Raw genomic sequence first — 15,650 nt, 5'->3', positions numbered from 1 at the left:
AGATTCATGCTGTTTATTCGCACTACATAAGTTTTCCATAATAGGGCGGTGCTTATGCAAGATAAAAAAACTCCTGCTCACCATAAGCAGAAGTTTCTAAATGAAGTTCTAGTTAACGAAAAATATCAATTATTTTATGCAAAACAAGGTATTCCAAAACAACAATTCCACCGCAAATGAGTATAAAAAACTGAAGTCTTGCCGTATTCATTCTATCCTTCCAATACTCTCCCCGGAATAATGAAATGATGTTAGGTGTAAAAGTATGCCTAATCGATTCGTTATAATCATCATTATCCACGAAGAACACGCGAAACAAAAATTTATATACTGGAATATTTAAGAACAGTAATAAAATGATCATCACAAGACTCATTGTCCTCGCCTCCCAAGATCCAATTATCCTAATTTTACCACATGGGTAGAAATCGGAAACTGATGACAACTTTATACCGCTCATAAAAAAAGACCTTCCTTTTAGGAAGGCCCTATTGAGTAATGTTCACTTTCAGCTGCGTAAACGACTATTTATGCTCCAACCACTTACACTCTGTAATTTCCATTTCGGTGAAAACACCTTTAAATGAAGAATTCTCTGGGCTACAAGCATATAAGCCAAAATTTATTTCCTCATTCCCTTCAAACAAATGAAAAATACGCATCTGTTCAAATGTAGTCCCGTCCAAAGAGCTTTCAATACAGAAATCACTTTCGCGTCGACTTAGTCTATAATACATAGTTTTAATGTTTGCATCGATATCAGTTGTTGCCCAATCTGAATATCCGTGATTTGTAACCACACTTCCAAGTCTTTGGAATTCCTCATTTTCATATTCTACCGATGCCTTGAACCAATTATCACTGTCCTGATAGATGACTATCCCACACTGCTCGTATCTATGTGTACTATCATAATCTGTTCTTACTATAAATGAAAAATACTTCTCAGCAGTTTTCATTAACAGTGCAGGTGAATTATCATTTCTGAAACCATAATAGGTTCGTTGCCAAAAATCTGTATTCGGCATCGTTACAAATTCAATCCTGTTTTCTGTAATAGAATAATCATTGATTGGATTTATCCAAAAAAGCTGTTCTTTATCAAAGTTCATTGCTCTACTCCTCACTTTTTATAAAGTTTTGTCAACCATTTTCATTGCTAAGATTTCAAATACAATTTAAATAGTTTTCAGCAGTTCATCCTAATAATACCATTTGAAAAATATAACGCACTACATTTTCTAATCTTTTATTTTGAAGTATCCAGAGAATTAAATAAAAAGGTTGTCCCGTTTACATATGCTCTCAAAATCGCTTGAGCATATGGCTGCTCTTCAATCAACCCCTCGGTCTCTAGCGGATTCTCTGCATGAAAGCTATAGGCTTCGATTATTGCCATGACTAAGAAGCACTCTAGCTTCATTATATATTCATTTTCCAGCTTCCTGATTCTCTGATATCCTTCGACGAAATAAGCTCTCTGTGTTGGGTATAATCCCATAATAGCCTGAGCTATATCGTAAAGATGATAGCCGAAGCCACATCTGCCAAAATCGATAGGATACGGTTCATTATCCCGAAAAATGACATTTCCATTATGTAAGTCCGCGTGGATCATCCCATAATTTTGTTCATGTCTTGTGAACGTTTCGAGACATGTTGCCACTTTAGTGGCGGCTGCGGAATATAACTTAAAACCCTCATCCGATATGAAATGTTTGCGATGTAGACTTAGGTGATCCCAGTCCCGTTTAAAGCTCAGTACACCCCAAGAAGGACGAGTAAAACCGCTGGAAGGACTAAAATCAGAGCTGGCCTCATGAAGCTTTGCCATCAATGATCCTGTTTTACGGATGCCCTCCTCCGTTAGTTCGCTTTTGTCTACATGCTTTCCCTCGACCCATCGCATTAAGCTCGAATAAAACCGTTGTCCGTCACACACCGATGTTTCCGTAATAAAGGCCCCTTCACGATTGATTACAGCTTCGGGCAAGAGGAGGCCCTTGCCTTCAAAGCGAACAACCACTCAATTTCTGAAATGGTTCCTTCGCGTTGTTTGTTATCCGGGTGAATGCGGAGCAAGAACTGTTCCCCCACATCGTTTACAATGCGGAAGGTGACATGTTCGGATACTTGAATGAAGAGAATGGAGTTCCAGTCTATTTCATATTCCTGTAAAGCATGAAACGCCGCTTGTTTTACTTGCCTCAGAGTTCGGTGTCGGTTCTCCTCAGTATTGATCCGAAAGCCATTATTCATTGCTTATCTCCTTTGTCTACCATACTTCCATCATTTTAACAGTCTAGACGGATAGCTGTAATGATAAAGAATGAATATGAAAAGAGTTTTCTCTTTTTGACTCACCTATAAAAATAGGGAATTCATTGCCACTTAAGCATGAAATTCCCTACTCTTCAAATCTAATAAGATTCTTCTACAAGCGAAATTGCAACAGGTTCTGCTGGCCCTCATTGTTCGCTCCCCATATCCATACGTTTCCATCGCTTTTCAGAGCCATGCTATGCAAGGCACCAGCGGATACACTGATAACTGGGACACCCTCGGATCAGCTTATCGCCTCACCCTTCGAGCAAAATCCACGAACTGGAATTTATCCAGCCGGTGTCTAGACTCGGTATATTGGTAAAGCACCGTGTTCTCCAAATACACATAGTTTCGTACTACTACAATATGCGTAAAATTCTTCAAATCGAGCAGTCTATGATCCTCCTCGGTAGAAGGCTCAACGGATATCAGCTTCTTCGCATAACTGATCTTAAGTCCCAATTCCAGCTCCAGATATTCATAGATTGAGCCTTCCGCGATTTCTTCACTTAGAAAGGAAACAATATCCGCACGAAAATAATCCTTATCCAAAATGATCCGTTCACCTTCAATTTCTCTGGCGCGAACAACCTTCCAAATCAGAGTTTCAGGTGGAATCTGCAGATGTCTTGCGATTGCGGAGCCTGCCGGCTCTTGTATCGTCCGCTCTACCAGTGTCCGTGAGGCAGTACCCAGGGTATCGGCCATCTCTTTAAATGAAATCAAACCGGTAACAGGGAAATCCATTCGGGTCATGTCAAGCACAAAGGAGCCTCTGCCCTTAATTTTGTGAATATATCCTTCACGGAAAAGTAGATTCAGCGCTTTGCGCACGGTCTCTCGTGAAGTGGCGTAAGCTTCGGCGAGTTCACTTTCGGAAGGCAGCTTGGTTCCCGGCAGCAGTTGTCCAGAATGGATTTGATTGCTGTATTCATTATAAATTTGCAAATATTTATTTTCTCTCAATTTTGATCACCGCCCTTTATTGTATCACGTCATGCCTTTGGAAGCATCGATTCAATTGGAGGGGAATTTATAGCGTTAAACATATAAATTCTTATATTTATAGAAAAACAGCCCCCAAGGGGCTGTCTTTCTAAAGTATAAAGTCTTTGCCAATATAGCCTTTATCAACCCTTGAGATGAATAGTCAAGATGCTTGTTTGTTTGGCCGTAGCTGGTCCGGTCTTCTCCTCGATCTTCTCGACCATCTCCTGACCTGCAGGAATGATGATTGGAGTAATCACCGGGTAACCTGCTGCGCGGATAGCTTCCATATCAAATTCTAGTAGAAGCTCTCCTGCTTGCACCTTATCACCAATATTCTTCAGGCTGGTAAAACCGCTACCTTTAAGCGCCACCGTGTTAATTCCAACGTGGATTAATACCTGAACACCGCTGGCATGCTCCAGTATAAGCGCATGTTTGCTCTTAATCACATGGGCTACTGTAGCATCAAAGGGAGCATATACTTTCCCCTCAGAAGGTTCGATTGCAATTCCCTCACCCATTTGCTTTTCAGCAAAGGCAGGATCGGGTACCTGTTCCAGCGATACTGCAGTTCCACTAAGCGGGGAGACAAGCTCCAGAGTATTAACTGATTCCTGTGACCCTTGAACGGAATGACGGCTGCTCAATTCCTCTGCTTCGTTCGTAGTACTAGAAGTCTCTGTAGCTGTGTTCTTTTCGGAACGACCCACTACAGAACGTCCGTACAATACTGTGGCGGCAAATGGCACAACGAGAACAATAACCATGCCAATAAAGAAAACGCCCCACTGATTCGGGAAAATCGAAAGGAAACCGGGAATTCCCCCTACGCCAATGGATGAAGCTCGAACCTGGTTAACGGTAAGGAGCATACCGGCAATTGCTGAGCCGATCATCCCGAAGATGAAAGGATAGCGATAGCGGATATTCACCCCAAAGATTGCCGGTTCAGTCACGCCGAGGAATGCAGAGACGGAAGACGTAGCCGCCAAACCTTTTGCCTTTTGTTCTCTAACAACGAACATCATCGCCAGTGCCGCAGCGCCTTGCGCAATATTGGAGAGCGCCAGCATCGGCCAGAGGAAGGTGCCTCCCTCACTGCCGATGAGCTGAACATCGACTGCCAAGAAAGTATGATGCATCCCAGTGATGACCAGAAGTGCATAGAATCCACCATAGATTAAACCACCAAGGAGCGCAAAATGATCAAATACATAGATCAAACCCGAGGTGATAGCATTGGCAATGGCGAACGTAACGGGTCCGATAATGGTGAAGGCCAGAAAACCTGTAACCAGCAGGGTCACTGGAGCAACGACCAGTAGTTTAATGGAATCAAGCACCCGGCGGTTGAGGAACTTCTCCAGTCTAGCCAGAATATAGGCCGAAACCAGTACAGGCAATACTTGCCCCTGATAACCGATCTTCTCCAAATGCCAGCCGAACAAATTCCAGGTCGGAACGGTTCCCTCAGTTGAAGCACTTGCATAACTGTAGGCACTTAATAGATCCGGATGTACGAGAATGAGACCCAGCACGATTCCGAGCAGAGGACTGCCCCCGAAACGTGTAACAGCTGCCCAACCGATAAGGGCTGGTAAAAAGGTGAAGGCTGTGCTGGCAATCGTGTTAATAATCGCAGCAATGTCTTTCCATGCAGGATAGACATCTACCAATGACTTACTATCAAAAAAGATACCAGGTCCGGTCAAAATATTATTAATCCCAAGCAGCAAACCTGCGGTTACGATGGCCGGAAGAATCGGAATAAAAATATCAGCCAGTGTTTTGATCGCCCGCTGCAGTGGATTCTGTTTCCGTGCTGCCGCTGATTTCACGTCATCCTTGGAAGAGCGGGCACCACCAGTGATCTGAATCATTTCATCGTATACTTTATCTACAGTTCCTGGTCCGATAACGATCTGGAACTGCCCTTGCGTAGAGAATTGTCCTTTTACGAGTTCGTTACGGTCCAGGGCTTCCGAATCCACCTTGCTCTCGTCATACAGCGAGAATCTCAGCCGGGTTACACAATGCGTCGCAACCTCAATATTCTCCTTGCCCCCAACCGCCCGTACAATATCTTCAACATTTTTGCGGTCTATAGCCATATCTTCACTCCTTACAAAATTGATGTGTGCTCCTTCTCAAGTACACCTCGTTAGCGGACTAACCACATGTAGGAAGCATAAGGACTAAGCTGAAGCTCTTGTGTTAATGATGGTGCATCTGCTGTATTCCCAATCAGAAGCTCGTCCTTACCACTTGGCGACAATTCAGTCCAGTGATTATCTTTAAAGCGGAAAGAGATCTCTTTACTGCTGAAGTTCGAGACCACAACAAGTGTCTCCCCAACTCCTGTTCTGGCGTAAGCGAAGACTTCAGGATGTCTTTCATCGAGTCTCTTGAAAATACCTTCTATGAATACTCCATACTCCTTGCGTAGTGCAATCAGTTTGCGGTAATGGTGGAAGATGGAATCAGGGTTTTCCAGTTCCTTCTGCACATTGATGTCTGGATACCGCTCATCTACCTTCAACCATGGAGTACCAGTGGTAAATCCGGCATTCCGGCTGTCATCCCACTGCATCGGCGTACGTGAATTGTCCCGCGAACGTTCCTGTAGAATGTTGAGGGCAACCTCCGGGCTTTTCCCCTGTTCACACAGAATGCGGTACATATTTAGTGACTCAATGTCGCGGAACTCATCGATACTTTTCCATACCGGATTCGGCATACCGATTTCTTCCCCTTGATATACATAAGGTGTTCCCTGAAGGCCATGCAGAGTTGTCGCGAGCAGCTTGGCGCTTTCCACACGGTAGACCTTATCATCAGTGAATCTGGAAAGGGCACGTGGTTGATCATGATTGTTAAAAAATAGTGCGTTCCAGCCTCCGCCTTTCTGCATTCCGGTCTGCCACTGCGCAAACAACCGTTTCATTGCCTCGAAATCATAAGGCATCAGTTCCCACTTCTGTCCATTCGGATAGTCGACTTTTAAATGATGAAAATTGAAGGTCATGGAAAATTCCCGCTCTTCGGGACTTGAGTACCGGATACAATGCTCCAGTGTAGTTGAGGACATCTCTCCTACAGTCACCATCTCAAACGGACCAAACACCTCTTCATACATTGCTTTGATGTATGCATGGACCTGTGGACCGTCAGTATAGAATTTACGTCCATCCCCCGGTGGAACACTCCCGTCATCGTTAGGGAAGCGCTGATCTTTGGAGATTAAATTAATTACATCCATGCGGAAGCCGTCGACACCCTTTTTAGCCCAGAATAACATCATATCATTCACTGCTCTACGTACCTTCTCATTCTCCCAGTTCAGATCCGCTTGGGTTTTATCGAAGAGAGTAAGATAATATTGTCCCGACGCTTCGTCGAACTGCCAGGCAGGCCCCCCGAACTTCGACTGCCAGTTGTTGGGTAAGCCGCCGTCCGGAGCCGGGTCCTTCCAGATATAGTAATCACGGAAAGGATTGTTCCTGCTTGAAATGGACTGTTTGAACCACTCATGTTCAGTCGAGGTATGGTTAACCACGATATCGATCATTAGCTTCATTTCGCGTCTATGCAGTTCCTGTATTAGCTCGTCAAAATCCTCCATCGTACCGAAATCCGGGTTAATATTTTCATAATCTGCTACATCGTAACCGTTATCATGTTGCGGCGAAACATAAACCGGCTGTAACCAGACAATATCGATTCCAAGCTTCTGCAAATAATCTAATTTCTCAATAAGTCCTTTAATATCTCCTGTTCCGTTGCCTGTAGTGTCCTTAAAGCTTTTCGGGTACACCTGATACACCGTGGAGCGGCGCCACCATTCCGAATACTGGGACTGACTCAAGTTGAACACCTCCAAAAAGAATTCCTTTATTTCAACCATTAAACCTGTATATACAAGTTCAAACACTTCACACAGTTTAAACCTGTATATACAGGTTGTCAATACTATTACTATCGAAGGAGTGGCATGAGTAGAAACTAGATTATTTATAACGTTGTATTAGAATGCGATTCATCGAAAAAAGGGTTAACGACAGGTGGCTCTAAAATTAACCCCTTTAATAATTGATTATTACCCTAATATTTGATCCGTAATAACAAAAAAAGCCGCTTTCTCGGCAGCTTTTTAGATACAAAGATATGTAGACAAAAAAACAAACAGGATACCTTTTACTAATACAAGTTAGGTATCCTGTTTCTATTCAAAGTGTCTATTCAAATTATAGTTTATTTAAGCTCCTGTAGGAGGCTCTTACCAAATTGGGGCATGGTCACAACAAAGTTATCAGCAACTGTTGCTCCAATATCCGAAAAAGTCCTCGATATAGGCAGCTCCCCTTGTCGATTGAAACTCTTACTGTAGAGGAGTAAAGGAACATATTCACGGGTGTGATCCGTGCCCGCATGAATGGGATCATTCCCATGGTCTGCCGTAATTATAAGAAGATCATCTTCACATAGCTCCGCTAGAACTTCATGTAATCGATCATCAAATTCTTCTAGCGCTTTCCCATACCCGATCGGATCTCTACGATGGCCATAAAGTGCATCAAAATCGACAAGATTCAAGAAACTAAGTCCTGTAAAATCAGTATGAAGGGTCTCCATGAGTTTATCCATGCCATCCATGTTAGACACTGTTCTGAAAGACTTGGTGACACCTTCCCCATCGTATATATCTGAAATCTTGCCAATCGCTAGTACATCGAACCCGGCATCCTTGAGCTCATTCATCACGGTTCTTCCATAAGGCTTCAAGGCATAATCATGACGGTTCGATGTTCTTTTGAAATTTCCGGGCTGCCCGAGGAAGGGTCTAGCAATCACTCTGCCTAGCATGTACTCCTCACGTAAAGTAATCTCTCTGGCAATCTCGCAGATTTGATACAGTTCTTCCAAAGGAATAACCTCTTCATGAGCCGCAATCTGAATCACGGAATCTGCTGAAGTATAGACAATGAGTGCGCCTGTGTTCATATGCTCTTGTCCAAGCTCATCGAGAATAGCTGTACCACTAGCGGGTTTATTCCCAATCACCTTTCGTCCTGTTCTTTCTTCTAATTCATTAATTAATTCATAAGGAAACCCTTCAGAAAACACTTTGAAAGGAACATCAATTCGTAGGCCCATGATTTCCCAGTGACCTGTCATCGTATCCTTTCCATTAGAAGCTTCCTGCATTTTGGTCCAATAAGCTAAAGGGCGCTCCACTTTGGGAACTCCGGGTATTGAGTCAATATGACTTAACCCTAGCTTGGATAACGCAGGAACATGTAGCCCATTCATTTTTTCTGCAATATGCCGTAATGTATGTGATCCTGCATCCCCAAACTTTTCAGCATCTGGAGCTTCACCAATGCCTACAGAATCCATAACGATGACGAAAATCCGCTTAAACCGGGGTGTTTGTTTCATGTTAATACTCCTTGCTACAACTAGAATATGATACCGATAATCAAAGCTGATAAAACGCTTACAAGTGTGGCGCCAAATAACAGCTTTAATCCAAATCGTGCGACGATATTCCCTTGCTTTTCATTCAATCCCTTCACTGCACCCACAATGGTACCAATCGACCCAAAGTTAGCAAATGAGATTAGAAAAACGGAGACAATGGCTGTAGTACGGCCACTTAAACCTTCTTGAATCTTAACAAAGTCAAGCATAGCAACGAATTCATTCGCAACAAGCTTTGTCGCCATAATACTACCGGCCTCAACAGCTTCATGCCATGGCACACCGATAAGAAAGGCGATGGGTGCAAAGACGTAGCCTAACACTCCTTGGAACGAGATTCCGAATATGCCACTGAAGACTCCGTTAATTAAAGCAATGATTCCTACAAAACCAACTAACATTACCCCAACTACTATGGCTACTTTAAAGCCATCCATAATATATTCGCCCAGCATTTCAAAAAACGTTTGTTTTTCTTCTACCTGAACTTCAACAATATCTTCTTCAGGTGTAACTTCATACGGATTAATGATGGATGAAATGATAAATCCGCCAAATAGGTTTAATATCAATGCAGCTACTACATACCGAGGTTCTAGCATCGTCATATAGGAACCAACGATTGACATGGATACCGTAGACATTGCAGACGCACATAATGTATACAAGCGATGTTTTGGCAATAGTCCAAGCTGGTTTTTCACCGAAATAAATACTTCATTTTGTCCGACAATTGCGGCTGCAACTGCATTATAAGATTCCAATTTACCCATGCCATTTATTTTACTTAGCACCAAACCAATATACTTTATAATGAATGGCAGTATTTTGTAATGTTGCAAAATCCCTATCAATGCTGACATAAAAACAATGGGCATCAAAACATAAAGGAAAAATGTATGCGCCCCTTCATTTGCAATGCCGCCAAACACAAAGTCAGTACCTTCATTGGCGTATCCAAGTAATTTTGCAAAACTATCAGCAAACCCTTTAATCAAAAATTCTCCAATGCTCGTTTTTAGGATAATTAATCCCAAACCTATCTGAATAGCAATCATTACAATGATTGGACGATATTTAATCTTTTTCTTATTGTTACTTCCTAGCCATGCCAGTAATAGAACAATAACCAGACCAGCAATAGAAATTAGATAATGCATTTTTAGCCCTCCAAATTATCGGTTAATTTTCTTGGAATCCTCATATCGAAATGCATCTTTCCACATTAACCCTTGTTCCAAAATAATCGCTAACAGGCTTCCGCATATTAATCCATTATTTAAAATGGCTATCACGATCGGAGATAAATGGGCCGTAGCTGATGCAGGAATAAACATTAAACCTACACCCACTAAAAGGGAAAGCCCACTGACAATAAATGTTCGCTCTTCATGAATAACCTTTTTCAATTCCTTTAGCGCTAGTCCGACCATCTTCACAAAAATGACGAAGGTAACAGAATAGCCTATGGGAGCTGGAATGGCAGATATGAAATTCATCATAGGCGGAAACAAGGATATTGAGATCACTAAGCTGCAGCCTATTAAAAATGATTTGCGCTCCCTCATCCCTGTTTGCTCAACATATCCCGCCGCTCCCGAAATAGGGACTGAGCCGACCGCTCCTAAACCACCACTAATAAGATGCGTAATTCCAGAAGTAAACCCGGCGCGCAAATAACGACGATGATCCCCTTGCTTTGGTTTCATAACGGTCTCCATCAAACGGATGGATGCCACTGCATTGGTTATTAATAATAGGGTTAGTAAAAATGCAGTAGTAATTGTCCCGGCATCGAATCGGGGTGTTCCAAATGGGAATATTTCCGGCAGCTTAAATAGAGTATCCGCACGAGAAACCGCCGGCATACTACCGCAGATTATAAATAATAGGCAGCCTATCACTATACTGAGAATTATTGAAAACTGGCTTAGTAATACAAAGCGGCTGTTGCCTAACCAAAAGGTAATGCAGACCACGATCACACTAAGGATGAATACTTTAACATCTAACATGGTGTGGGCTATGGTAATCCCCATCATCCCTTTCATAAAAGATCCGCTTAATTGAAAGATCAATAAAAGTAAATAAATAAAGGTGATGGTTGGAGTAAAAAGACGAGCGATTTTATCCATTAGCTTAAATGCTGAAATTAGGATAAACAACACTCCGCTAATGATCATCGCTCCACTTAAAGCCTGTAAAGCGCCGTTGTTAGAGGAATAGAGTCCCCCCACTAAACTCGCGTAAATGGTAAAAATGCTCCACCATAACCCTGCCGGACCTTCATGAATAGGGAATTTATGACCCATCAGGCCTTGTAAAAATCCAGCTATTGCTAAAGTAATCATGGTGCTCTGAATGAGTCCAGAAGTCTCTATGGGTGTTAAGTTATATAAATCTGCGATAGCAATGGGTGCAGCAATTGCACCAGCGATCATAAAAATCATCCACTGCAATCCTGACAGTATTACCTTCATTTCTTTCTCACTCTCTTTTCTAACAACACTGCACTCTTATCAATAAATCAGCCTTCAACGACTGTGTTAAGAGCTACTTCGACCATTTCATAAAAGGATTGTTCACTTTCTTTATGAGTTAGGTGCTCCTGTCTTAACAATTGACTGCCGACGGTCAAAATCGATAACGCTTTTACACCATATTTAGCGGCTAAAGTGTATAGGGCGGTACTTTCCATTTCTACAGCTAATACACCGAAATCCATGAACTTATGAAGCCGATCTAAATTTTCACGATAGAATTCATCAGAATTATAGATGTTACCAACAAACACCTTTGCATTTTTAGCTTGTGCTTGTTGATATGCTTTCATTAGCAATGAGAAATCTGCCGTTGGTGCAAAATTACAGCCATGAAAGATCTTTTCCGTCATATTACTGTCTGAAGATACTGCTTGGGCTAATATAATATCGCGGATATTGATATCTTCCTGCATCGCGCCACATGTACCAATGCGAATCAATTTCTTAACTTCATAATCGACGATCAATTCTGTTGCATAGATACTCATCGATGGATTTCCCATCCCTGTCCCCTGAACCGACACAGGCACACCCTTGTATAATCCAGTGTATCCATACATCCCTCTTACTTCGTTATAACAATAAGCCTCCTCTAAAAAGTGTTCTGCCACAAACTTTGCACGTAAGGGATCTCCTGGGAGCAAAACGAGCTCTGCTATTTCTCCCTTATTTGCACCTAAATGCCTACTCATAGTTCTTCCTCCAACTTTTAATAGTAAACTGAGGTTTACCGAAATCGCTTTCCACTTGCCTTCAAGTAAAATCAGTTTCGAAACTAGATTGAGCATAAGGTTTTTTAACATTACAAACTAGACCAAAAACTTACGGAGCTTACGGAAAATAATTGGTCAAATTATAAAAGCAGTTCTTTACGAATGTTGTCTAAATCTCTTTTAGAGGGGATCGTGGAAATAATAACAACAGGCACTGTCGTTAATCCAACCGGGATATTACTAATGACAAGATCGATATTATTTTGCTGCATGATCTCGTCGGTCAAGCCTTTCATTATGGAAGTATTAAGGATCAACTGATCCCCAATCTCCTTCTTTATCAAATCTGCTATGTAATGACGAATTGAAAATTCTTCCCCGATCACTAAAAAGGCCCTCTTACTTTTATAACGTAAACTCGAGCGGACAATTAAGGTTAGCTTTGTTAAATGAAAATGATTAAACAAAACGGAAGGGTAAGTTTTATTCCACGTTTGCATACAGGTTTGCAATTCTTGATAAATCTGCTGGCATTCCTTTTGAACATATGTTGTTAAATGACTTGTTGAAATCATCATCCATTCAGGAATGGCATTTTCGATTAATAGCTTGTCAAAGAACCCGTAAATCTCCAAAATAAACCGTTCTTGCATATCTAAGTTCGGGTATACCTTTGCTAATAACATTAGAAGCAGATTCCCCATTTGATATTCTTCTTTATCCTTGTGTAATTCGACTTCTTTCATCGGAGTGATCTCTGACCCTTCATAATAATGATATTGGCTGAGACTAACCATGGATTGCATAAAGAATATTTCACTGTTTGGAAATTCAAGGGACAGCTTGTCCTCAAGACGTTTTGCAATAGTTTTCACTGGGAAATAAAACATCCCCTTTTCCCAAGGGTAAGCATTTCCGTCGATTTTCACACATTTTCCTTTAGCCACTCTTTCTATAACAATGGCCAACAAAAACGATAATCTCCTTTTGGAATTGATAAAATATACAATGTTATTCTCATTTTCTATATTTGTGATTAACTGATTAATATAAGCAAAATCAACATTCGCAAAGGGCCAGCCTGTAAACTCATACGCATCACAATATAACTTCCAATAAAAATATCGAATATTCATTTCATTCCCTTTGATCATGGGGGTAGAAAAACTAATGCGTAGCTTATAAGCTTTTAGATCATCATTATTTAATTGCACAATCAATTTCTTTAAAGATGAGGTACTCATAAACATGGCTTCGGAGAGCTCCTCCACAGACAGTCGACCCACATTCGTAAACAAAAAATCCATTAGCCGATAAAAGATGGTTTGTCTGAACATAGAAGAAATCACTTCACTAATCGTACTTCGCCCATCACGTTGAAGAACTATTCCCTTTCCTCTAGAAACCTCAATGGTTACAGTAGATGGTAATTGCTTGCTGATTTCCTCCACCATCTTCCGGATGGTCTTATCAGAGATCCCTAAACTTTTTTCTATTTCCGCTAAGGTAAACCATCTATGTTCTGTATCAAGCAGCGTTAATAGTTGACTAGCTAAATTAAATCCCTTATCCATTTTTCTACACCCACTTCAATTTCGTTTTAATTTTTATAGTATAAACAAATTCGCAACCATAACCCTATTATTTTTTAATAAAAAAACCCGGGTTTTATTTACCCGAGTTTCACATCACATTATATTTGTGTTTTTTCTTCTATAGGGCTTATTGCTTTCAACTGCATCGTAATGACGGCTGCAATAACGGCTTTGATGATGTCTCCCGGAAGAAAGGCCAACGCTCCGACAAGACCAGCCCAGATCGAAGTATTGGTTATCAATGCCATGACAGGGGCACCAATCAGACTCACTAGTAATACACCGAAGATTATGTTGATAGCTACCAGCTTCCAAGTTCGAACCTTCGGCCAGATTTTTTCGGAATACCAGCCAATAAGGCCGGCCGCGATTGGAAAACTAAATATGTATCCTGCAGAAGGTCCAACTAACACCGCGATTCCACCGCGACCGCCAGTCAGTACAGGCAGCCCAATCGCTACTAGTATGATGAAAATAATGAGACTGAGGGCGCCCATCCGTTTCCCCAGAAAACATCCAGCCAACATGACGCCAAGCGTCTGGGCAGTGATCGGAACGGGGATGAAGCCGAGGGGGATGGGCGGTATCATCCCCAACACCGCGATAAGTGCTGCGAATAATGCAGCATAAATAAGTTCTTTTGTCTTCAAAAAAATGACCTCCATTGGATATCAATGATTGTATTCTGGTTAGTAAATACGTCCAGTAAGCTGAATTATAATGGAGATATTCTTTATTGTAAACCATAAATTAATATATGGTTTACAATAGAATGAAATACCATGCTTGAGTTTTTCCTATTGTTATATAGAATTAGAGTATCAGTCGCAATCGTTGGATGTTAATCTATTCAATGGGTTTTGGTCGGAGAGTTATACTTTTGGAGGTTTAAGTTCATGACAGTAAAAGAACATATTCTTGCCTTGCTCGACAGTAATAAGGGTGAATATTTTTCCGGCGAGGAAATAGCCGTTCAGTTATCCGTGACGCGCAGCGCGGTCTGGAAAGCCATAAAATCTTTACAGACAGACGGTTATTCCATACAAGCTGTAACCAATAAAGGATATTCCATGTCACCACAAACGGATATCTTATCAACCAGTGCAATTTCAAAGTACCTGGATACTCAGGGGCAAAAGTTACGTGTTGAAGTCTTTAAGACCATATCTTCCACGAATGAAGCCGTAAAAAACCTTGCCTCAAATGGAGAAGCTGAAGGTAAAGTGATTCTTTCGGAAGAACAAACAGCTGGTCGCGGGCGAATGGGCCGGAAATTTTTTTCTCCACCTGGAACGGGTATCTATATGAGCATCCTGCTGCGTCCCAAGCTGTCCGCAACAGACTCAGCTTTATTGACCACTTGCGCCGCTGTAGCTGTAGCCCTTTCTATCGAGAGCGTATCCGGTAAAGAAACGCAGATTAAATGGGTAAATGACGTTTTTATGGAAGGTAAAAAAGTATGCGGGATCCTTACCGAAGCATCCGTGTCACTGGAAAACGGCTGGCTTGATTATGCTGTTCTCGGCATCGGTATCAATGTAGCCCTCCCTTCCGAAGGCTTTCCCAATGATCTTACCGAGATTGCGACAACTGTAATTTCCGAAAACAATCCTTATGGTGATCTCCGCAACCGTCTCGTTGCAGAAGTACTAAACCATTTCATGAGATATTATGAGCATTTAACGGACAGATTGTTTCTTTCCGAATACAAAAAAAGGTTAATTTCACTTGGCGAACCTGTGACCGTGATAAAGGATAATGAACAACGTAAAGCAACAGCCATTGATATCGATGACGATTGCCATCTGAAAGTCAGATATGAGAATGGTGACGAGGAATATCTTTCAAGTGGAGAAGTCAGCATTAAAATTTAACTGGAGCTTCTCCTCCAAAGCAGCTAGTGCTGCCTCATGGCAGGCTGCTTCATCATACGAGCCAAAAAAACCTTGCTGATCCAAGGTTTTTTTAGATGAACTTAAAATATCAACTTAAAGCTTAGGATT

15 protein-coding genes are annotated in these 15,650 nt (G+C 41.6%); 1 reads left to right on the top strand and 14 read right to left on the bottom strand.

What is annotated here, in order from left to right; all coding sequences use genetic code 11:
• Positions 1–112: 112 nt before the first annotated feature.
• The 14 genes from MHB37_RS16580 to MHB37_RS16515 form a co-directional block, all read right to left on the bottom strand.
• On the bottom strand, positions 113–376 hold the full coding sequence (locus MHB37_RS16580) for a hypothetical protein (protein WP_076277344.1): 264 nt from the start codon (positions 374–376) through the stop codon (positions 113–115).
• 148 nt (positions 377–524) lie between these two features.
• Positions 525–1,112 (bottom strand): DUF1349 domain-containing protein, encoded by a 588-nt coding sequence (locus MHB37_RS16575; RefSeq protein WP_076130504.1) that lies wholly within the window; start codon positions 1,110–1,112, stop codon positions 525–527.
• Between the two features lie 137 nt (positions 1,113–1,249).
• Positions 1,250–1,993: a phosphotransferase enzyme family protein gene (locus MHB37_RS16570; RefSeq protein WP_405168263.1), complete on the bottom strand. Its 744-nt coding sequence runs from the start codon at positions 1,991–1,993 to the stop codon at positions 1,250–1,252.
• Positions 1,978–2,259, bottom strand: coding sequence for a hypothetical protein (locus MHB37_RS16565; RefSeq protein ID WP_405168262.1), 282 nt, complete (start codon positions 2,257–2,259; stop codon positions 1,978–1,980). Before MHB37_RS16565 ends, MHB37_RS16570 begins: the two co-directional genes overlap by 16 nt.
• Before the next feature lie 175 nt (positions 2,260–2,434).
• The gene (locus tag MHB37_RS16560) at positions 2,435–2,548 is read right to left on the bottom strand and encodes an RCC1 domain-containing protein (RefSeq protein WP_139330042.1); all 114 of its coding nucleotides are present in this window, start codon (positions 2,546–2,548) and stop codon (positions 2,435–2,437) included.
• A gap of 23 nt (positions 2,549–2,571) precedes the next feature.
• Positions 2,572–3,291 (bottom strand): trehalose operon repressor, encoded by a 720-nt coding sequence (treR, locus tag MHB37_RS16555; protein WP_036677129.1) that lies wholly within the window; start codon positions 3,289–3,291, stop codon positions 2,572–2,574.
• Positions 3,292–3,455: 164 nt separating this feature from the next.
• On the bottom strand, positions 3,456–5,426 hold the full coding sequence (gene treP / locus MHB37_RS16550; RefSeq protein ID WP_076306578.1) for a PTS system trehalose-specific EIIBC component: 1,971 nt from the start codon (positions 5,424–5,426) through the stop codon (positions 3,456–3,458).
• A gap of 50 nt (positions 5,427–5,476) precedes the next feature.
• Positions 5,477–7,180 (bottom strand): alpha,alpha-phosphotrehalase, encoded by a 1,704-nt coding sequence (gene treC / locus MHB37_RS16545; protein ID WP_405168261.1) that lies wholly within the window; start codon positions 7,178–7,180, stop codon positions 5,477–5,479.
• 386 nt (positions 7,181–7,566) lie between these two features.
• Positions 7,567–8,754: a phosphopentomutase gene (gene deoB, locus MHB37_RS16540; protein ID WP_076278532.1), complete on the bottom strand. Its 1,188-nt coding sequence runs from the start codon at positions 8,752–8,754 to the stop codon at positions 7,567–7,569.
• Between the two features lie 20 nt (positions 8,755–8,774).
• A complete protein-coding gene (locus tag MHB37_RS16535; RefSeq protein ID WP_036677141.1) occupies positions 8,775–9,956 on the bottom strand; it encodes a NupC/NupG family nucleoside CNT transporter in 1,182 nt (393 codons plus the stop codon).
• A 15-nt stretch (positions 9,957–9,971) separates the two neighbouring features.
• Positions 9,972–11,276, bottom strand: a complete 1,305-nt coding sequence (locus MHB37_RS16530) for a purine/pyrimidine permease (RefSeq protein WP_076302118.1) — start codon at positions 11,274–11,276, stop codon at positions 9,972–9,974.
• A 47-nt stretch (positions 11,277–11,323) separates the two neighbouring features.
• Positions 11,324–12,031, bottom strand: a complete 708-nt coding sequence (gene deoD, locus MHB37_RS16525; RefSeq protein WP_076130497.1) for a purine-nucleoside phosphorylase — start codon at positions 12,029–12,031, stop codon at positions 11,324–11,326.
• A 161-nt stretch (positions 12,032–12,192) separates the two neighbouring features.
• Positions 12,193–13,626 (bottom strand): helix-turn-helix domain-containing protein, encoded by a 1,434-nt coding sequence (locus MHB37_RS16520; protein WP_340918869.1) that lies wholly within the window; start codon positions 13,624–13,626, stop codon positions 12,193–12,195.
• Between the two features lie 119 nt (positions 13,627–13,745).
• Positions 13,746–14,297 (bottom strand): biotin transporter BioY, encoded by a 552-nt coding sequence (locus MHB37_RS16515; RefSeq protein ID WP_076277335.1) that lies wholly within the window; start codon positions 14,295–14,297, stop codon positions 13,746–13,748.
• Positions 14,298–14,543: 246 nt separating this feature from the next.
• Here MHB37_RS16515 and MHB37_RS16510 point away from each other — a divergent pair, with 246 nt between their 5' ends.
• Complete coding sequence (locus MHB37_RS16510; protein WP_340393557.1) at positions 14,544–15,521, top strand: biotin--[acetyl-CoA-carboxylase] ligase; 978 nt, start codon at positions 14,544–14,546, stop codon at positions 15,519–15,521.
• Positions 15,522–15,650 lie beyond the last annotated feature (129 nt).

Origin of the sequence: Paenibacillus sp. FSL H3-0286 (assembly GCF_045040705.1) — a bacterium.
In the GTDB taxonomy this organism is placed as follows: domain Bacteria; phylum Bacillota; class Bacilli; order Paenibacillales; family Paenibacillaceae; genus Paenibacillus_AQ; species Paenibacillus_AQ odorifer.
Note: the sequence above shows the minus strand (reverse complement) of the source record. Positions and strands in the feature narration are given on the sequence as shown.

Excerpts from the sequence above, each read along its gene's own strand:
- MHB37_RS16580 (WP_076277344.1), bottom strand. The coding sequence starts at position 376 with ATGAGTCTTGTGATGATCATTTTATTACTGTTCTTAAATATTCCAGTA.
- MHB37_RS16575 (WP_076130504.1), bottom strand. The coding sequence starts at position 1,112 with ATGAACTTTGATAAAGAACAGCTTTTTTGGATAAATCCAATCAATGAT.
- MHB37_RS16565 (WP_405168262.1), bottom strand. The coding sequence starts at position 2,259 with ATGAATAATGGCTTTCGGATCAATACTGAGGAGAACCGACACCGAACT.
- treP (WP_076306578.1), bottom strand. The coding sequence starts at position 5,426 with ATGGCTATAGACCGCAAAAATGTTGAAGATATTGTACGGGCGGTTGGG.
- deoB (WP_076278532.1), bottom strand. The coding sequence starts at position 8,754 with ATGAAACAAACACCCCGGTTTAAGCGGATTTTCGTCATCGTTATGGAT.
- MHB37_RS16535 (WP_036677141.1), bottom strand. The coding sequence starts at position 9,956 with ATGCATTATCTAATTTCTATTGCTGGTCTGGTTATTGTTCTATTACTG.
- MHB37_RS16530 (WP_076302118.1), bottom strand. The coding sequence starts at position 11,276 with ATGAAGGTAATACTGTCAGGATTGCAGTGGATGATTTTTATGATCGCT.
- deoD (WP_076130497.1), bottom strand. The coding sequence starts at position 12,031 with ATGAGTAGGCATTTAGGTGCAAATAAGGGAGAAATAGCAGAGCTCGTT.
- MHB37_RS16520 (WP_340918869.1), bottom strand. The coding sequence starts at position 13,626 with ATGGATAAGGGATTTAATTTAGCTAGTCAACTATTAACGCTGCTTGAT.
- MHB37_RS16510 (WP_340393557.1), top strand. The coding sequence starts at position 14,544 with ATGACAGTAAAAGAACATATTCTTGCCTTGCTCGACAGTAATAAGGGT.